An 18,619-nucleotide genomic window follows, 5' to 3' on the forward strand; every position below is an offset into this window, starting at 1 on the left:
GCGCCGCCGGCGGCACGGCTGTCGAGGAAGGACGCGCATGGCGAGGGACGAAGGCGTAGGCAAGCCCGCGTACGCAGCGGTGTCGACGCGCATCACCGGCATCCGGGTGGCTCGCGCGCGCCTGCGGGAGATCGCCGTCGTACGGGTCGACGAGCGCGGCGGCGTCGTCGACGAGTGGTCGGCGGTGCTGCACCCGGACGGTGCCTGGATCGCGCTCGCGGACGTCGCGGCGACCCTGCGTCAGCGGCTGTCGCAGATGGCGATCGTGACGCACAACGGCCGCCTCGGCATCGAGGTGCTGCGCGCGGAGCTGGCCCACCTCGGGTGGCACCTGCCCGCGTTCGCGCAGCTGACGACCATCGACGCGAGCTACCACTACCTGCCGAACCTGGTGCACCGCCGCCTGTCGGACTGCTGCACCGCCGCAGGGGTCCCCTTCGAGGGCGGCGGCATCCCGCCCAACTCCAGCCCGGTCAACGAGGCGCGCGCCGTGGCCGGCCTGCTGTCCCGGTTCGTGCAGAGCGTCGGCGGGGTACCCGACCTGCCCGAGCTGCTGCAGGTCACCCTGCGAGCCTGGGTCTATCCCTGGCCCGAGGCGCCCAGCCGGATGGCCGAGGCCCCCCGCCCCTGGCCCGGACGCCGCGGTCCCGGCATCCTCACGACGCTCGCCGGCCAGCCGCTCGCCGACGCGATAGCCGCGGTCGCGGACGTGCACACCCACGGGTACCTGGCGCTCATCGCCGAGACCCTGCACGACGGCCGCCTGACGCCCGAGACGGCGGCCGGGCTGACCGACGCCGAGCCGCTCTACCGTCTGACGCCCGACGCGGCCGCCGACGTCCGCCGGAAGTTCTTCGACGCCCTCGTCCACCAGGCCATCGACGCCGACCGCTACCACCTCGAGGCGCGCCAGGAGCTGTGGCGCGTCGCGGACACGCTCGGCTGCCCGCGCGACGCCGTGATCGAACCGATCGTCGAGGCGACGCCGGTGGAGTTCCCCAAGCTCGACGACGAGACGGGGCGCAAGAAGCCGACCGACGGACGCAACGCCGCCACACCCGCGCAGATGCGCGCCTGGGCCATCGCCAACGGGTTCGACGTCGAGGGCTACATCCGACTGCCCTGGTCGATCGTGCGGGCCTTCGAGGAGGCGCACGCGGAGCCCGTCGACCGGACCGCCCGCGCGGCCGCGACCGAACCTCCGACGCGGGAGCAGCCGGTGCCCGAGCAGCCGCTGCACGACCAGAGCGTGCCCACGACGCCCGGGGCGGGCCGCAACCCGGTCCTGCGGCCGCGGCCTCGCCCCGCGCACCGGCGCGACCGGGACCTCGACCCGGACGACGGCGTGCCCCAGCTCGACTTCGACCGCCTCGAGACCCCGCCCATCGGCAACCCCGTCGTCTGACACCCGGTGCCCTGGGCCGCCACCCAGGACACCGGGCGACCCGTCAGGCGCCGCCCGGGAAGCCCTGCGGGTTCTTGGACTGCCAGCGCCAGGTGTCCGCGCACATGTCGTCGATCGTCTTGGTCGCACGCCAGCCCAGCTCGGTGTTGGCCCGGGTCGGGTCGGCCCAGAACGCCGGCAGGTCACCCGCCCGGCGCGGACCGATCTCGTACGGCAGCTCCCGGCCGACCGCCCGCTCGAACGCCTTGAGCAGCTCCAGCACCGACGTACCGGTACCCGTGCCCAGGTTGAACGCCCGCGCCGGCTCGGCCATGTCGTCCAGGTGCTCCAGCGCCGCGACATGACCCGCGGCGAGGTCCGTGACGTGCAGGTAGTCGCGCTCCGCCGTGCCGTCCGCCGTCGGGTAGTCGTCCCCGAACACCGTGAGCCGGTCGCGCCGGCCCACCGCTACCTGCGCGATGAACGGCATCAGGTTGTTCGGGATGCCCTGCGGGTCCTCGCCGATGTCACCGCTCTCGTGCGCGCCGACCGGGTTGAAGTACCGCAGCAGCGCCACCTTCCACCCCTCGGAGATCTGAGCGATGTCCGACAGGACCCGTTCGATCATCACCTTGGTCTGCCCGTACGGCGACGAGGAGGACAGGTGTTCGTAGTCCTCCCGGTACGGCACCGGAGCCTTCTCGCCGTACACCGTCGCCGACGACGAGAACACCAGCTTCGTCACGCCGTACTTCATCATCGACGTGGCCAGGGCGAACGTGGAGTCGAGGTTGTTGCGGTAGTACTCCAGCGGCTTGGCCACCGACTCCCCCACCGCCTTGAACCCCGCGAAGTGGATCACCGCGTCGATCTGCTCGTGCGCGAACAGTGCCTCCGTCTTGTCGACGTCGGTCAGGTTGAACGCATGGATCGGGATCGCCCGGCCCGCGAGCGCCTCCAGGCGCCCCTGCACCGAGGGCTTGGAGTTGGAGAAGTCGTCCACCACCACGACGTCGTGACCAGCGGCTACCAGGGCGAGGACGGTGTGTGAGCCGATATAGCCGGCACCACCGGAGACGAGAACGCGCATGTTCTCAAACTACCGGGTGGCCGGGCGGTGCCGTGTCCGGTATCCGCTGGCCTCGGAGAATCGCCGGTCGGTAGCCTCGCGCGCATGACGGTGCTCGAGGCGATGCTGCTGTTCGCGGTCGTCGCGATCCCGCTGACCATCATGCCCGGCCTGGACAGCGCGCTCGTGCTGCGCACCGCCGTCGTGAGCGGCCACCGGCACGCCTACGCGACGGCGCTGGGCATCAACGCGGGCGTCCTGGTCTGGGGCGTGGCCGCCGCGGTGGGTGCGACGGCGGTGCTCGCCGCCTCCGAGACCGCCTACCGCGTGCTGACGCTCGCCGGAGCCGCGTACCTCGTGTGGCTCGGCGGGCGGATGCTGTGGTCCAGCTTCCGGCCGGGCCGGTACGACGCGCTGCCCGCCGTCGCCCTGCGGCGTGCGGCGCCGTCCGGTGCGGACCTCCCTGGTGCGGACCTCCCTGGTGCGGACCGGGGCGCGCCGCGGTCCGCCTGGCGCTCGTTCGCGGTGGGCGCCACGACGAACCTGCTCAATCCGAAGGTGGGCGTCTTCTACCTCGCGACCATCCCCCAGTTCCTGCCCGACGACGTGCCGCACCTGCTGATGGGTCTGCTGCTCGCGGTCGAGCACGACGTCCTCGGGTTCGTGTGGCTGGCGCTGCTGATCAACGTTGCCGCTCTGGCGAAGCGCTGGCTGTCCGGGCGTGCGATCGCGCGGGTCACCGACCGGGTGACGGGCGTGGTGCTGCTCGCCTTCGGCGGACGGCTCGGGTGGAACGCCCTGACCGGACAGGCTCGCGTGATCTGACGGAAGCCCGCACGGCAGCGCGGCAGCCGTGACCGCACCGGACGCCGCCACTACGCTGCCCCCGTGGCCTACACCGAGCAGCGCACCGACTCCGAGGGCCGCACCGGCCACGTCGGCCGCTACCGTGTCGACGGGCGCCTGCGCAGCACCCGCCGCTTCACCGCCAAGCGGGAGGCGCTCGCGGAGGCAAGGCGCCAGGAGGAGGCGGGTAAGCACGGCGAGTGGGTCGACCCCGCCGCCGGCCGGGTCACGGTCGCCGAGTGGTTCGCGACGTGGCAGGAGTCCCGCGTCGACCGTGCGCCCCGCACCCTCGAGGCGGAGCGGGAGCGGTTCCGCTCCCTGGTGGCCCCGGCGTTCGGCGACCGGCCGCTGCGCCAGGTCACCCACGAGGACGTCGCCCGCTGGGCGGCCACCATGACGTCCCCCAGCACCGGCGAGACCGCCTCTCCGGCCCGGCGCCGGGACGCGGCGCGGCTCCTGGTGGCCCTGCTCGACGCCGCCGTCGACGCACGGCGCCTGCGCACCAACCCGGCGCGGACGCCGTCCGGCAGGGTGCCTGCCCTGCCGCGTGCGCCGAAGACCAAGCCGCACCGCTACCTCTCGCACGAACAGCTGCGCCGCGTCGCGGACGCCACCCGGTCGGCGCAGGCGCGCACGCTCGTGCTGCTGACGGCGCTGACCGGCCTGCGCTGGGGCGAGGTCAGCGCGCTGACCGTGGCCGACGTGGACCCGCTGCGCCGCCGGGTGCGCGTGACCAAGGCGTACACGCGGCTCGACGACGGCACCCTGCTGCTCGGTGACACCAAGACCCACGCCCGGCGCGAGGTTCCCCTGCCCGCCACCCTGGTCGGGATGGTGGCCGGGCAGGCGGCCGGCCGGATGCCCACGGACCTGCTGTTCACCGGGACGCGCGGTGGTCCGCTGCGTCGCGAGAGCTTCGACCGGTCGGCGTTCCGGCCCGCGGTCCTGGCGGCCGGCCGCGCCGTCCGCACGCTGCGCGAGGCCCTCGGGCTGCACCCGTCCGGCCTGTACGACGACGTGGTAGGCGCCGCGGTCCGTCACCTGCAGGCCGACGGCGGGCTGGCGGCGACGGGCGTCTGCGACCCGGCGACCTGGGCGCTGGTGACCGACGCCGACCGGGCGCGCCGCGACCGGCCGGGGCCCGGACCTGGGCCGGGGATGACCCGCGGCGACAAGGTGAGCCGTACCCGGCTGCTCACCGCACTGTCGGGCACCACGCTCGGGCCGGGCGCCGAGGACTTCGACACGCTCACCCTGCACGACCTGCGCCACACGGCCGCGTCGCTCGCCATCTCCGGCGGGGCCACGGTCAAGGCGGTCCAGCGCATGCTGGGCCACGAGTCGCCGGTGCTCACGCTGTCGACGTACGCGGGCCTGTTCGAGGACGACCTCGACGCCCTGGGCGACACGATGAGCGCGGCGTTCCAGGCGAGCGCCGCCGGTCCGGCACCGGGAACCAGTGCGAGCGTCACCTCGATCGGGGAGGCGCGGGCCTCGGCGACCGGCTGACCCGATCGCTCCGGAATTCTCTGCAGACGTCTTTCCGGGAATCAGGCGATGCTGATGTCGAGAACCTCCGGCCGGCTCCGTCCTAGGCTCGAGGGCGCACACCGCGCCCACGACCGCTGGGCCCGGGAGAGGGCCCTCGACCAGGGAGACCACCATGGCGAAGTACCTGTTGCTCAAGCACTACCGGCACAACGGCCCCAAGCCGGTTCCGGGCACCGAGACGATGATGGACCAGTGGACGCCGGAGGAGATCACGGAGCACATCGACTACATGCGCCGGTTCGCGGAGAAGCTGACGGAGCGCGGTGAGTTCGTCAGCGAGGGCGCGCTCCTGCCGGAGGGCACGTTCGTGCGGTACGACGGCGAGGGCCGGCCGCCGGTCACGGACGGGCCGTTCGCGGAGACGAAGGACCTCATCGCGGGCTTCATGATCATCGACGTCGAGTCCCAGGAGCGGGCCTACGAGGCCGCCGCCGAGCTCTCCGCGGCACCCGGCCAGGGTGGGCGCCCGATCTACGAGTGGCTCGAGGTGCGTCCGTTCTTCGCCGAGCTGCAGGCCACGGCCGAGTAGTCGGGAGACAGCGTGGACCGGGACCAGGTGGAGAACCTGATGCGGACGCTCGCGCCGCAGGCCCTGGGCGTCCTCGTCCGTCGCGGAGCTGACTTCGCGACGGCCGAGGACGCCGTGCAGGAGGCCCTCATCGAGGCCGCCCGGCACTGGCCCGACAGCCCGCCCGACGACCCGAAGGCGTGGCTGCTGCGGGTCGCCGGCCGCAAGCTGATCGACCTGCAGCGTTCCGAGGCGGCCCGCCGGCGGCGCGAGGAACGGGTGCACGACGAACCCGCGCAGGGACCTACCGAGCAGGCGGACGACACGCTGCTCCTGCTGAGCCGGTGCTGCCATCCGGCGCTCAGCCCGGCGTCCGCCATCGCACTCACGCTGCGTGCGGTCGGTGGGCTCACGACGGCGCAGATCGCCACGGCCTTCCTGGTCCCCGAGGCGACGATGGCCCAGCGGATCTCGCGCGCCAAGCGCACGATCACCGGCGAACGGTTCGACACGCCCGGTGACGCCCGGGCGGTGCTCCACGTGCTGTACCTGATGTTCAACGAGGGATTCACGGGCGAGGTCTCGCTGGCCGCCGAGGCGATCCGCCTGACCCGCCAGCTCGTCGCCGCGACCTCCCGGGACGCCCTCGACACGGCCGACCCCGAGATCGCCGGCCTGCTCGCCCTGATGCTGCTGCACCACGCCCGCCGGGACGCCCGGTTCACACCCTCGGGCGAGCTGGTGCCCCTGGACCAGCAGGACCGGTCGCTGTGGGACACCTCGATGATCGCGGAGGGCGTCACCGTCCTGCAGACCGCCCTGGCACACGACCGGCTCGGCCAGTACCAGGTGCAGGCGGCGATCGCCGCGCTGCACGACGACGCCCCCACGGCCGAGGAGACCGACTGGCCGCAGATCCTCGAGTGGTACGACGAGCTGGCGCAGCTCACGGACAGCCCCGTCGTCGCCCTCAACCGCGCGGTGGCGGTGGGTCAGGTCGACGGCCCGCGTGCGGGACTCGCCGTCCTCGCCGACGTCGACCCGGGCTTGTCCCGGTGGGCCGCCGTGGCGGCCCACCTGTACGAGCGCGCCGACGACGTCGACCGGGCGATCCAGCACTACAGGGCAGCCGCGGACCAGGCCACCAGCTCGGCGGAGCGCACCCACCTCATCAAGCAGGCGGCGCGGCTGCGGTCGGGCGCTCAGACCTGAGCGGGTGCCGCCCGCAGTCCCGCCGGGTCGCACGCAGGTACAGGGCGGTCAGCGGAGCCAAGGCCAGCCCCCAGACGAAGAAGCAGCCGTAGACCAGGTAGAAGACCCACGGAGCGAGGTCGCCGCCCGCCGCCGGCGGAGCGAGGACCATCAGCACGACGCCCGTCATGCTGATCGGCAGCAGCATGAGCGAACCGATCACGCCGAACGTCCCGCTGACGGCGTGGAGCACGCGCTGCCGGGTGGTGACCGGGACCGCACCCGCACCCATCACGAGGGTGACGAGCACGGCCAGCACCCCCATCACCACGGTGTCCCCGTAACCGGGGGAGGCAAGGGTCACGCCGTCGAACGCGTCGCCGTTGACGCCGATCCGGGAGCCGAGCCCCCAGGCGAGCTTGAGCGCGGTGTACGGCGCTGCGGCCAGCACGGCGACGAACGCTAGCCGGCGCAGCGTGCGCCGGGTCCTCTCGCCGACGACGGGTGCCTCGGCCTCCACCCGCCCGCACCACGGGCACCTGCCCCGGCGCAGGCGGTGCTGCACCACCGACCAGGCCAGCAGGAACAGCCCCGCCGTGACGACGAGCAGGTGTGTTCCGGCCGTTGCCCACGGGATCCCGACCTCGAAGGGCCCCTCGGCACCGGTGAGCCGGCTCAGGACCCCGATCACGAGCATCAGGATCGAGTGCGGCACGGCCAGCAGGCTGCCGCTCAGCATCCCGATCCCCGTACCCGCGGCCAGGGTCGTACGCCACCGCGGGGCAGGTCGTGCGGTGGGCAGCGTGAGCAGGGCGGTGGCGGCAGCCATCACGGCGGCGAACCAGCGCGGTGCGGTGGGCATCTCGACGGGATCGGCGAGCTCGGCCACCTCGATGGCCAGGAGCGCCCCGCCGGCCAGCAGGCACGCGACGGTGACCACCCACCGCAGCACTGCGGTACGCGCCGGGGCTGGGGTGCGGGGATGTGCGGTCGGGAACGTACTCGTATCCATACCGCGAGCCTGCTGCGCCCCGGGGCCCCCGAGCCTCCTGTTCAGGGGTGATCCGCGTCCCCCGTCCGGGGGAGATATCGCAGGTAGGCCTCCAGCGCGGCGGCGCCGGCCAGCAGGGCCCGGCCGCGGTCGGACAGCCGGCCGTGCCAGTCCCGCAGGGTCGCCGCCAACGGTTCGAGACCGCCCGCCTCGCGCACCTGGGTGATCAGCGGCGCTATCTGGTCCAGCCGGTAGCCTCCGCGTCTGAGCTGGTGGGTCAGCTCGGCCTCCCGCACGCCGGCCGCGTCGTAGACCCGGTAGCCGGTGAGCGGGTCGCGGCGCGGGCGCACCAGCCCCGCGCGTTCCCACGCGCGCAGGGTCGCGGGGCGCACCCGCAGCCTTGCGGCGAGCGGGCCGATGAACGTGTCGGCGGGGCTCCGTCCGGGTGTCGCGTCGGGTGTCGCGTCGGATTCGTGCCGGGCGCCGGGCGCGGCGGTGTCCAGGTCGCGCAGGGCGTCCTCGACGGCCTGCAGCGTCCGCCGGTCGTCGAGGAGCTGGGCGTGGCTCTCGTCGACCAGCCGGAACGCATCGGCGTCGGCGCCGTCGTGCACCGCGCGCATGATCGCCGTCGCCGTCTGGTGGCCGTGCCCGGGCAGCAGGGCGAGGAAGGCGCGCAGGGCCCGTGCGTGCTGCATGGTGTAGACGCGATATCCGTGCGGTGTGCGCCCGGCGGCCGGGAGGATGCCCGCGTCCTCGTAGTTCCGCACCGCCTGGGTGGACAGTCCGTGCTCGCGCGCCAGGTCGACCGGCCGGAGCCGCGCACCTGTCGGGCCGCTTCGGTTTTGAGGGTTGTGGGGCATGCGCTGCGATCTGTCGGGGCAAAGTTTCAACCGGGCCTTCAACGATACCGTTGAGGGAATGGTGACAGACATCCAGGAGACCACCCTTCCGATCGACTCCCCCGCCGTAGGGCGCCTGTTCACGTCCCGGCCGCGGCTCCTCGCACTGGGCGAGCCCACCCACGGCGCGGACCGCCTGCTCGTCCTGCGCAACGAGCTCTTCCGACAGCTCGTCGAGCAGGAGGGGTACCGGACGATCGCTCTCGAGATCGACTGTGTGCGTGGCTCGCTCGTGGACGACTACGTCACTGGTGCGGGCGACGCCGACGCCGGGCTCGACGAGGTCATGGAACGCGGCTTCAGCCACGAGTGGGGCGCCTTCGGGGCAAACCGCGAGCTCGTGCGCTGGATGCGCGCCTACAACGAGGACCGGTCCGGGGACGACCGGCTCCGGTTCGCCGGGTTCGACGGCCCGCTGGAGAGCACGGCCGCCGCGAGCCCCCGCCAGGTCCTGACCGCCCTGCATGACTTCCTGGCGGACCGGGTGGACCCGGCCCTGCTCCCCTGCACCGCGGAGGTGCTCGACGGTCTGCTCGGACCCGACGACCGCTGGACCGAGCCGGCGGCGATGACGGACCCCGCCCGGTCCGTGGGACGGTCGGCACAGGCCAGGGAGCTGCGGCTGCTCGCGGACGACCTGGTGGCGCTGCTCGACGCCCAGACACCCCGGCTGATCGCCGCGTCCGCACCGGACGAGTGGGACCGGGCCCGGCTGTACGGACGCACCGCGACCGGCCTGCTGCGCTACCACTTCTGGATGGCTGACACCTCCCCGAGCCGCATGACGTGGCTGCTCGGGGTGCGGGACGCGATGATGGCCGCGAACCTGCTCGCGCTCGCGGAGCGTGGCCCCACCCTGGTCAACGCCCACAACAGCCACCTGCGGCGCGGGCAGAGCACCCTGCGCATGTGGGACCACCCCGTGCTGGAGTGGTGGGGTGCCGGCGCCCTCGTGAGCGCACGGCTCGGCGGGGAGTACGGGTTCCTGGCCACCGCGGTCGGCACGCTGCGGGAGCAGGGCGTGGACGCCCCGCCGTCGGACACCGTCGAGGGACTGCTGTACGCGCTGCCCGAGGACCAGGTGCTCGTCGACGCCCCGCGGCTGGCCGCGGAGCTCGACGGGACGCCCCCCGCCCGGGTGTCCTCCTGGTACGGCTACGCCCCGCTCGACCCGGCCGACCTGCCGGACGTCGACGGGATCGTGTTCGTCAGGGACGTCCCGCAGCAGTAGCCACCGAAGCAGCCACTGAAGTAGACACCGCGCCGGCCGGAGACGCGGAGGCGCGCCGGAACAGGCTCGGGCTCACGCCCCGGGTGCGCTTGAAGGCCGCGCTGAACGCGAACGCGTCGGAGTAGCCGACACCGCGGGCGACCTCCGCGACGGTCACCGACTCACGCTCGGTCAGCAGGTCCGCCGCGAGCGTCATGCGCCAGCGGGTCAGGTAGGTCAGCGGCGGTTCGCCGACCAGGTCGGCGAACCGCTTGGCCAGCGTGGAGCGCGCGACCCCGGTCCGGTCGGCCAGCGCGGCGACCGTCCACGGTGCCTCCGGCTCGGCGTGCAGCAGGCGCAGCGCGTAGCCGACGACCGGGTCCCGCTGGGCCGCCCACCAGGCGGGGGGCTCGCCACCTGGCCGGTCGAACCAGTCACGCAGCGTGCAGACCAGCATCCAGTCCAGCAGCCGGTCCAGCACCACCTGCTGGCCCGGCGCGTCGACGGCGACCTCGGCGGCGAGATGCTCCAGCGCGGCGTCGCCGGTACCCCCGGTGCCCACCCGCAGCACCACGGGCAGGGCGTCCAGCAGCCTGCGGCTGATCTCGCCCCGTACGGGGTAGGCGCCGACGATCAGCGTGGTCGGGCGGCCGGCGTCGGTGTCCTCGCCCGGATCGTGCCAGCCGAGCCGGTGCCTGGTCCCGCCCTCCTCCGGCACCGCGCAGAACTCTCCGCACGCGACCGGGTCGGCCGCGGTGCCGATCGCGTCGACGAAGGTGAACGTGCCGGGACCACGCACGAGGACCGTCTCGCCAGGGCGGAGCTCCTGCGCCGGACCGTGTTCCGGCACGACCCAGCCCTGACCGCCGATGACCGTGCACAACGTCAGGGGCGCGCCGTCCACGAACTGCAGTGCCCAGGGCGGGGTCAGAGCCGAGCTGCCGAACAACGAGCCCCGGGCTCGCACCCCGCGGATCAGGTCGCTGAAGGCATCCATACCACCGAGGCTAGACGATCACCCAGGTATCCGGCTCCATACCCATGGATTCGTCCGATCCGGCCGCCGGGTCGGCGCAGCAGGCGAGTGTCGCCCATGGGGAACGACCTACCGCCGCGACCGAACGGCAGCAGGGCCGCCGGAGCCCGCCGTACGAGCCCGCACGTCGGCGGCCACCAGCAGCACGGCCGGGATCAGCGCGAAGCTGAACCCGCTCGCGGGGCCCACCAGAAAGACGCAGAGACCGACCCAGGCCAGCACCGTCCAGCCGACATAGGCCGGCAGCCGCTCACCCCGGTTCGCGGCCCGTACGGCGAGGAGGCCCAGCAGCAGCACGACGACCGAGAACCCGCCCGGCTGGGCCCAGAAGGACGCCACGGACTCGGCGCTCGCGGTGCCGTTCCGCAGCTCCCCCGCGAGCCAGCCGGGCCAGTGGGGGCTGCTGGTGAAGACGACGTGCACCACGGCGATCAGGATCATCAGGGCCCCACCGGCGCGGGTGAGCGCGGAGCCGGGCGTGCCAGGGGTTCCCGTCGTGCCAGGGGTTCTCGTCGAGGTTCGCATGGCTCCAGCGTGGCGTCGTGCCCGGGGGCATACCTCCCCTGACCAGGTGAAGCGTCTCCCCCGCTCGGGGGAGGCGCACGTCGGCGCGGGCCAGGTCTTCGACCGGAGCGCCACTGAGCGCGCTGCCCGACGGCGTCGCACCCGCGCATCGGGTGCTCACTATGTGCTCTCTGTGGCCCGTCAAAGGCTGCCGTCATCGCCTCGGAGCGTTGTCATCTAGCCGATTGCTCCACTACTACGCACCCGCTTCAGGAAAGCGGGTGCGTAGTGTGTGGAGCAAGAGTAGGAGTAGTATCGCAGTACTACGCGTACTACTACGGCGTTGCGACGAATAGACGGCGCGACGAACGACCGACGGATCGGGGAACGACGTGCGGGACAGGGAACGGGTCTTCGAGGCTGCCGAGACGCTGACGGCGGAGGGCGCAGCGGTCACGGTGACGAACGTGCGTGAGCGCGCCGGCTGCTCCAACGCCGCGGCGACGAAGTACCTGCGGGAGTGGCGGGACACGAGGGCCGCGGAGGACGAGGCCCGGCAGGCGCTCCCCGATCTGCCTCCGGCGGTCACGGCGCTGGCCGAGCGTGGGCTGGACGCCCTGTGGGGCGCCGCGGTCGAGGTCGCGCGGGCCGAGCACGAGGCAGCGGCCGCCGCGCAGGACGAGGCGCTGACCGCCGTAGTCGGCGAGGCGGACGCCCTGGCCGCGCGCGTGGACGAGGCGGACGCGGAGCTGGCGCAGTTCCGTGCCGTGCTCGAGTCGGCGCGCGAGCATGCCCGGTCCGTGGAGGAACAGCGCGGCACCGCGGAGCAGGAGCGGGCGGCCGCCGTGGCGACGTCCGCCCGCCTGGAGGGTGACCTCGCCGCCGTGCGGCAGGCCCTCGACGCGGCCCGGGCGGAGCTGGCCCAGGAGCGGTCCGCGGCGGTGACCGCCGAGCGTGCGCGCGCGGACGCCGACGCCGCCCGCGCCCAGGCGGAGGGTGCCGCCGTCGGGCTGCGGGAGTCGCTCGCGGACGTGCGGGGCACCCTCGACGCCGCCCGGGCCGACGCTGCCCGGGCCCACCAGGACCGTGCGGCGGCCGAGGCTGCCCGCTCCACCGCGGAAGCGTCGGTCGCCCGGCTCGAGGGCGAGCTGTCGGCCTCGCGGGAGGCGCTGGAGTCGGCCCGCGGGCAGGCAGCGGAGGCCGAGCAGGCCCGCGTGGGAGCGATCGCCGCCCGCGCGGAGGCCGAAGGCACGGCGGCCGGGCTGCGGGAGGCACTGGAGGCGGCGAGGTCGGCGGAGGCGGTGACCAGCTGACGCACCGGTCGGCTCGCGGGGTCCGGCTCGCGGGTCCAGGTCGAGTGTCAGTGGCTGGTGCTTTGATGCTCGGATGAACCTTCGCGGATTTGCCACCATCAGCTACTGGGCCGACGACGTCGCGGCGGCCGCCGCCTGGTACACGCAGCTGCTCGGCATCGAGCCCTACTTCGAACGCTCCGGCCCGGACGGGGTGCCCGCCTACGCGGAGTTCCGGATCGGTGACAAGCAGGCCGAGCTCGGAATCGTGAGCCGCGCCTACGCACCGCCGGGCTTCCCCGCCGAGCCGGGCGGCGCGGTCATGTACTGGCACGTCGACGACCTGGAGGGCACGCTGGCACGGCTCCATGAGCTGGGCGCCACCGAGTACCAGCCCGTCACACCGCGGGAGGCGGGGTTCGTCACGGCGTCCGTGGTGGACCCGTTCGGGAACGTCCTCGGTGTCATGTACAACCCGCACTACCTGGAGCAGCACTCCCTCGCGGGCTGACGGACCGGGCCGCTAAGTTGCGTGCGTGACTTCCGCACCCGCGACCTCCGCGCCCGAGATCATCAACGCCCTGCTCGACCTGACCGCCTGGGCCGTGTTCGACGTCGACCCGGAGGGCCGCATCCTGGCCGGGAACGACGAGTCCGGCAGCATGCAGCTGGTCGAGATCGCACCCGACGGCACCCGGACCGCGCTCACCGCGCTGCCGTCCCGCTGCTCCGGCCGGTATGTCCCCGGCACGCGCCGTGTGGTGGTGCAGCACGACAACGGTGGCGACGAGAAGACGCAGCTCAGCCTGCTCGACCTCGCGTCGGACGCGTCGGGCACGACCACGCCCGCCCGGCCGGCAGCCCTGCCCGCGACGCTGGCCGACCTCGTTCCCCTGGTCCGCGACCCGGAGCACAAGCACGACCTGGCCGACGTCTCCGCCGACTCGGTCGTGTTCCTGACCAACCGGCGGGACGGCGTGGCCTTCGACGTCGTGGTGCACGACCTGGCCACCGGCACCGAGACCACGCTGTACGACGGCGGCGGCTACCTCGTCGACGCCGTCGCCTCCCACGACCGGCGCTCCGTCGCCATCACGTTGCTCAGCAGCAAGCCACGCTCCACGCAGATCCTCCTCGCAGCAGGCGGCGAAGCGGACGACACTGCCGCACGGGCGGTCGCCGTCACCTCCTACGACGAGCACGCCCATCACTCCCAGGCCGCCTGGACCGCGGACGACGGTGCGCTCGTCATGGCGTCGGACCACGACCGCGAGTTCGCCGCCGTCCTCCGGGCCCGCGCCGACCGCGCCGACCGTACCGGCGATATCCACCCGACCGACGACACGAGCGCCGCCGACGGCACTGACCGCACGATCTGGGAGACCCTCGTCGAGGCCGACGACCACGACCTCGAGGTGGTCCTCTCCCCCGACGGCACGACGATGGTCGTGGGTCACCACCAGGACGGCGTCACCACCCTGGCCGTGCACGAGCCCGACGGCGCCCACCGCTGCGACGTCACGCTGCCCGGCGCAGGCGTGCCCACCGTCGTCTGGGCCCCGGACTCCTCCCGCTTCGCCGTGCACCTCACCACCTCGGGCGACCCCGGCTCCGTCCACCTCGTCGACGCCACCACCGGCACCGCCACCACGGTGGTCGACGGCACCGCCCAGATCCCCGCCGGCCTGCCCGTCTCGCTGCCCACCGTGCACCGCGTCCCCACCCCCGACGGCGAGCAGGTGCCCTGCTTCGTGCACCGCCCGGCACCCGGGTCGGACGCCGCCCTGGCCGGCGCCTCCGTCGTCGTCGTGCACGGCGGGCCCGAGAGTGAGGCCACCCGCCTCTTCTCCCCCGTCGTCCAGGCGCTCGCCGCCGCGGGGCTCACCGTGCTGGTCCCCAACGTCCGCGGCTCCGCCGGCTACGGCAAGCGCTGGGTCAGCCTCGACGACGTCGACAAGCGCCTCGACTCCGTCGCCGACCTCGCCGCCCTGCGCGCCTGGCTGCTCGAGCTCGGCCTCGACCCCGCACGCAGCGCGCTCTGGGGCGGCTCCTACGGCGGCTACATGGTCCTGGCCGGCACCACCATGCAGCCCGACCTGTGGGCCGCCGGCGTCGACATCGTCGGTATGTCCTCGCTGGTGACGTTCCTCGAGAACACGTCCGAGTACCGCCGCGCCGCCCGCGAACGCGAGTACGGCAGTCTCGAGCACGACCGCGACCTCCTCGTCGCCGCCTCCCCCATCACCTACCTCGACCAGCTTCGCGCACCGCTGTTCGTGATCCACGGCGCCAACGACCCCCGCGTCCCGCTGTCCGAGGCCGAGCAGATCGCGGCGGCGCTCGCGGAACGTGGCATCCGGCACGAGCTGCGCGTGTACGCCGACGAGGGTCACGGGCTGGCCAAGCGCGCGAACCGGAAGGACGCCTACCCGGCGGCGATCGAGTTCCTCGCGGAGATCCTGGGTCGTTGAGAACCGTCGTGCGGCCCTGACTCGACGTACCAGGTACGTCGAGTCAGGTACGCCGAGTCAGGGCCGCAGTACCGACAGACGGTCACGTGATCTTCGGCAAGGCACGCCGTAGCCTCGAGGCGTGACCCGCGAGGAGCGCCGCCTGCACCTGTCGATCGACGACCAGATCGAGAACCGGTACCTGGACGTGCCGTTCGAGCTGCCCGCGGGCGGCGTGTCCGCCCTGGAGGTCACCCTCGCCTACGACCGGGACGCCGCGGTGATCGACCTGGGCTGCCGGGACCCTGAGCGCTGGCGCGGGTGGTCGGGCGGCGCCCGGTCCCGCTTCGCGCTCACGCAGGGGGCGGCGACGCCCGGGTACGAGCCCGGTGAGCTGGTCCCCGGGCGGTGGGCGGTGGTGCTGGGCCTGCACGGGATGCCTGCCGAGCCGGTCGACGTCACCGTCACGATCGCCACGGGGGTCGACGCGGGCGGGGTCGAGGACGAGGCGCCGGCGCCGCCACCGCCGTCAGGCACCGGCGCGTCCGGAAGCGGGGCGGACCGCACCCGGCTCGGGCGGGACCTCCCCGCGCCGGACGGCCTGACCTGGTATGCGGGCGACCTGCACGCGCACACCACGCACTCGGACGGCACCCTGAGCATCGCCCAGCTCACGGCGGCCGCCGCGGACCGGGGCCTGGACTTCCTCGCCGTGACGGACCACAACACGGTCTCCCATCATCTGCACCTTCCCGCCGTGGGGGCCGTGTACGACCTGTGCCTCCTGCCCGGGCAGGAGGTGACCACGCACGCGGGGCACGCGAACGCGTTCGGCGACATCGGCTGGGTGGACTTCCGGCGCCCTGCGGCGCGGTGGCTGTCCGACGTCGAGGAGCGCGGCGGGTTCCTGTCGGTGAACCACCCGGTCCAGGACGACTGCGGCTGGCTGTATCCCGTGCGCACCGGGTTCCTGGAGCTCTGGCACATCTCGTGGTTCCTCGACCTGACGGCGACGGGACCCTGGGCCTATCTGGCGTCCGGGGGCGCGGCGCAGCCCGTGCTGCTGGGTGGTAGCGACTTCCACACGCCCGACCAGGGCTACCCGCCCGGCACGCCGACCACCTGGGTCGCCGCCGAGGACCGCACGCCGGAGGCGATCCTCGACGCCGTCCGCCACGGGCGGACGGCGATCAGCCGCTTTCCCGGGCCCGGCGAGCCCGTGCTGGTGCGCGTGGGGGACGATCTGGTGGCCGTGGACGCCGACGGGACGGTCCTGGTCGGCGGCACGGGCCGCCGTCGGGTGCGTGGCGACCGGGTGGTGTTCCCTGCCCCGCACGCGCACGGCCCCTACCGGCTGGAGGCCGCCGACCGGACGCTGCTCGCGATCAGCGCGTGACGGGTGCCGAGCCGGGTTCGGACGGCGAGGGCGCTTCCTGCGGCGGGGGCGGCAGGCGGATGAACCGGGACACGGCCGTGCCGATCAGCAGGAGCGTGACCGGGTACACGGACAGGTACACCCGGAACGCCTGGCCCGGGTCCGGCCCGGGGTCGGTGCCCGAGCGGTAGCCGAACCACAGTGCCAGGGAGGCCAGCGCGCCCGCCGTGACGAGGCCGTTGAGCCGGCCCAGCACCCCGAACGCCGCGAGGAAGAGACCGCTGCGGTGTGTGCCGTGGCGGGCGGCGTCGGCGTCGAGCACACGGGCGATGACCAGGTCGTTCGTCGCGAGCAGCCCGGAGTACCCGACCGCGACCGACAGCCCGCCCAGGATCCCCGTGAGCAGGTCCGTCGCGAAGTACATCGGCACGAACCCGACGGCCGCGATCGGCAGCGCGAGCCGCCAGGTCCATGCGGCGCCCCTGCGCCGCACCACGGCGGCCCACACGCCCAGCATCCCGATCGACACCGCGATCACCACCAGCTGCAGGATGCTCGCGTCCAGCGCGGAACCGCCCAGCGTGTGGTGCACGTACAGCTGCAGCCCGCCAAGGACCAGCGCCATCGCCGCCCCGTAGCAGGCGTTGACCAGGCCGACCGTCCAGAAGTGCGACGTCGACAGGATCTCCTTCACCGAACGGAAGAACAGCGGGCGCGGCTCGTCGTCGAGCGCCGGATCCTCCCGCACACCGAACGCCGTCCAGAGGATCACCGCCGCCGACACGATCCCGAAGATCACTGCGAGGCGCCCGTAACCGACGGCCGAACCCTCCGTGCCGAGCACGTTCCGGGCCAGGACCGGCGTCAGCGCCAGCGCGATCACGAGCGCGACCAGCTGCGCACCCTGCCGCACCGCGTTCGCCGTCGCCCGCCGACGTTCGTGGGAGAAGAGCTCGGGCAGCAGCGCACCGTAGCTGGCGTTGATCAGCGAGTCGGCCATCTCGGTGGTGATCGCGAAGACCGCGAACCACACGGCGAGACCCACCGCGGACTCCGCCACGGGACCCGGCACCGAGAACAGGGCGACGGTGGTGGCGGCCAGCACCAGCGCACCGGTCACCAGATACGGCCGGCGCCGCCCCCAGCGGGACCGCGTGCGGTCCGACAGGTACCCGAACACCGGGTTGTCCAGGGCGTCGAGCACCCCGTACACCGCGTACACCGCCGCGTAGACGACGGCGTCCAGGCCGAGCAGCTCCACGTACACGTAGAGCATCGAGCCCTTGACGAGATTGATCGGCAGCGAGGTGCCGAACATACCGACGCCATAGCGCAGCGGCGACGTCCCCTCCCGGGGCGCGCCCGACGACGCACCCGGTGCCGCTCGCTCGGCGTCCACGCAGGTGAGCCTACTCACCACCGGTCGACGAGGTCGATGCCCTGTCGCTCGATCTCCCGGATGAAAACGGGATCGCTCAGCAGACGCAGCTCCCACGTCCGCTTGCGCCACCACCCCGCCGACAGCACACGCAGGCGCGCGGTGTCCGGGGCCGGGTGCAGAAAGATCTCGCTCGCCCCCTCGGGCAGCCGCCCCAGCAGACGCAGGTAGTGGTCACGCAAGGTCCCGTAGTCCCGCGCCTCCGCGTCTCCGCCCCGGTGGGTCGCGATCACCCGCGGCAGACGCACCCCCGCCGCGTCCGCCGCCGCCACGGCGCTCGCGTGCCGGGAGCGGACGGCGGCGGTGGCCAGCACCGGGTCGCCGTCCCCGTACAGCTCCAGGCCGCGCGGCAGCCGGAACGCCAGGCCGCGCCGTGCGCACACCCCGATCGCCTCCGCGAGGTAGGAACGTCCCACCAGCCCGTAGAGCGTGCCCTGGTGGGAGTCCAGGCGGTCCGGCGCGGGCGAGCCGGCGGCGGCGGTCGCCCGCTCCAGCGCGTCGACCTGGGTGGTGACCCGGTCGGCGACGTCGTCGAAGCCGCCCTCCGGTGCCGGTACCGGGAGCACCACGTGGACCCCGGGCGCGACGTCAGGAGCGGACCGGGCGAACAGCTCGACGGCCCGCGCCACGCCCGGGCGCATCGGGCCGGGGAGCGCGGGGTCCGGTTGCGCGGGGTCCGGTTGCACGGGGTCCGGTTGCACCATGCCGTGGTCCGCAGGCGTCGTGATCACGCCGACCGCCGTCAGCGGTGAGCCGGCGAGCAGCGCGGCGATCTCGCGGTCGGCGTCCGGGTCCGTGCCGGCATCGTCCGCGGTGAGAACGAGGCTGCGCGTCATGCGTCCAGTCTGGCGCAGCCGCGGACAGCGGCGCCGCAC

The 18,619-nt window shown here is 73.6% G+C and carries 17 protein-coding genes; 10 read left to right on the forward strand and 7 right to left on the reverse strand.

Going from position 1 to position 18,619, the window contains the following annotated elements:
- Positions 1-37: 37 nt before the first annotated feature.
- Positions 38-1,405, forward strand: coding sequence for a hypothetical protein (locus tag ACFSL2_RS04515; RefSeq protein ID WP_377196692.1), 1,368 nt, complete (start codon positions 38-40; stop codon positions 1,403-1,405).
- A 43-nt stretch (positions 1,406-1,448) separates the two neighbouring features.
- Here the strand turns inward: ACFSL2_RS04515 and galE are convergent, their stop codons facing one another.
- Entirely contained in the window at positions 1,449-2,474 is a 1,026-nt protein-coding gene (gene galE, locus ACFSL2_RS04520; RefSeq protein WP_377196693.1) for a UDP-glucose 4-epimerase GalE, read from the reverse strand.
- Positions 2,475-2,558: 84 nt separating this feature from the next.
- Here galE and ACFSL2_RS04525 point away from each other — a divergent pair, with 84 nt between their 5' ends.
- The 4 genes from ACFSL2_RS04525 (at position 2,559) to ACFSL2_RS04540 (ending at position 6,570) form a co-directional block, all read left to right on the forward strand.
- Positions 2,559-3,278 carry a LysE family translocator gene (locus tag ACFSL2_RS04525; protein WP_377196694.1) on the forward strand — a complete coding sequence of 240 codons (720 nt, stop codon included), beginning with the start codon at positions 2,559-2,561 and terminating at the stop codon, positions 3,276-3,278.
- A 63-nt stretch (positions 3,279-3,341) separates the two neighbouring features.
- On the forward strand, positions 3,342-4,808 hold the full coding sequence (locus ACFSL2_RS04530; RefSeq protein WP_377196695.1) for a tyrosine-type recombinase/integrase: 1,467 nt from the start codon (positions 3,342-3,344) through the stop codon (positions 4,806-4,808).
- A gap of 154 nt (positions 4,809-4,962) precedes the next feature.
- Entirely contained in the window at positions 4,963-5,379 is a 417-nt protein-coding gene (locus ACFSL2_RS04535) for a YciI family protein (RefSeq protein WP_377196696.1), read from the forward strand.
- A gap of 39 nt (positions 5,380-5,418) precedes the next feature.
- The gene (locus tag ACFSL2_RS04540; protein ID WP_377200766.1) at positions 5,419-6,570 is read left to right on the forward strand and encodes an RNA polymerase sigma factor; all 1,152 of its coding nucleotides are present in this window, start codon (positions 5,419-5,421) and stop codon (positions 6,568-6,570) included.
- On the opposite strand, the gene ACFSL2_RS04545 is transcribed toward ACFSL2_RS04540, so the two are convergent.
- Both ACFSL2_RS04545 and ACFSL2_RS04550 read right to left on the reverse strand, forming a co-directional pair.
- Complete coding sequence (locus tag ACFSL2_RS04545; protein WP_377196697.1) at positions 6,530-7,561, reverse strand: hypothetical protein; 1,032 nt, start codon at positions 7,559-7,561, stop codon at positions 6,530-6,532. The genes ACFSL2_RS04540 and ACFSL2_RS04545 overlap by 41 nt on opposite strands.
- 41 nt (positions 7,562-7,602) lie before the next feature.
- Entirely contained in the window at positions 7,603-8,400 is a 798-nt protein-coding gene (locus tag ACFSL2_RS04550; RefSeq protein WP_377196698.1) for a MerR family transcriptional regulator, read from the reverse strand.
- Between the two features lie 58 nt (positions 8,401-8,458).
- On the opposite strand from ACFSL2_RS04550, the gene ACFSL2_RS04555 reads away from it, so the two are divergent.
- Complete coding sequence (locus tag ACFSL2_RS04555; protein WP_377196699.1) at positions 8,459-9,670, forward strand: erythromycin esterase family protein; 1,212 nt, start codon at positions 8,459-8,461, stop codon at positions 9,668-9,670.
- Here the strand turns inward: ACFSL2_RS04555 and ACFSL2_RS04560 are convergent.
- Positions 9,648-10,646 carry an AraC family transcriptional regulator gene (locus ACFSL2_RS04560; protein WP_377196700.1) on the reverse strand — a complete coding sequence of 333 codons (999 nt, stop codon included), beginning with the start codon at positions 10,644-10,646 and terminating at the stop codon, positions 9,648-9,650. The two genes, ACFSL2_RS04555 and ACFSL2_RS04560, sit on opposite strands and share 23 nt — an antisense overlap.
- 108 nt (positions 10,647-10,754) lie before the next feature.
- A complete protein-coding gene (locus ACFSL2_RS04565; RefSeq protein WP_377196701.1) occupies positions 10,755-11,210 on the reverse strand; it encodes a DUF6463 family protein in 456 nt (151 codons plus the stop codon).
- A 371-nt stretch (positions 11,211-11,581) separates the two neighbouring features.
- On the opposite strand from ACFSL2_RS04565, the gene ACFSL2_RS04570 reads away from it, so the two are divergent.
- The 4 genes from ACFSL2_RS04570 (at position 11,582) to ACFSL2_RS04585 (ending at position 16,327) form a co-directional block, all read left to right on the forward strand.
- Positions 11,582-12,502 carry a DNA-binding protein gene (locus tag ACFSL2_RS04570; protein WP_377196702.1) on the forward strand — a complete coding sequence of 307 codons (921 nt, stop codon included), beginning with the start codon at positions 11,582-11,584 and terminating at the stop codon, positions 12,500-12,502.
- A gap of 73 nt (positions 12,503-12,575) precedes the next feature.
- Positions 12,576-12,992 carry a VOC family protein gene (locus ACFSL2_RS04575; RefSeq protein WP_377196703.1) on the forward strand — a complete coding sequence of 139 codons (417 nt, stop codon included), beginning with the start codon at positions 12,576-12,578 and terminating at the stop codon, positions 12,990-12,992.
- A gap of 25 nt (positions 12,993-13,017) precedes the next feature.
- Complete coding sequence (locus ACFSL2_RS04580; protein ID WP_377196704.1) at positions 13,018-14,952, forward strand: S9 family peptidase; 1,935 nt, start codon at positions 13,018-13,020, stop codon at positions 14,950-14,952.
- Between the two features lie 121 nt (positions 14,953-15,073).
- The gene (locus ACFSL2_RS04585; protein WP_377196705.1) at positions 15,074-16,327 is read left to right on the forward strand and encodes a CehA/McbA family metallohydrolase; all 1,254 of its coding nucleotides are present in this window, start codon (positions 15,074-15,076) and stop codon (positions 16,325-16,327) included.
- On the opposite strand, the gene ACFSL2_RS04590 is transcribed toward ACFSL2_RS04585, so the two are convergent.
- Positions 16,317-17,705, reverse strand: a complete 1,389-nt coding sequence (locus ACFSL2_RS04590; RefSeq protein ID WP_377196706.1) for an MFS transporter — start codon at positions 17,703-17,705, stop codon at positions 16,317-16,319. The two genes, ACFSL2_RS04585 and ACFSL2_RS04590, sit on opposite strands and share 11 nt — an antisense overlap.
- A gap of 14 nt (positions 17,706-17,719) precedes the next feature.
- Positions 17,720-18,580, reverse strand: coding sequence for a ChbG/HpnK family deacetylase (locus tag ACFSL2_RS04595; RefSeq protein ID WP_377196707.1), 861 nt, complete (start codon positions 18,578-18,580; stop codon positions 17,720-17,722).
- Positions 18,581-18,619: the final 39 nt, after the last annotated feature.

The organism is Promicromonospora aerolata, from assembly GCF_042682255.1.
In the GTDB taxonomy this organism is placed as follows: Bacteria; Actinomycetota; Actinomycetes; order Actinomycetales; family Cellulomonadaceae; genus Promicromonospora; species Promicromonospora aerolata.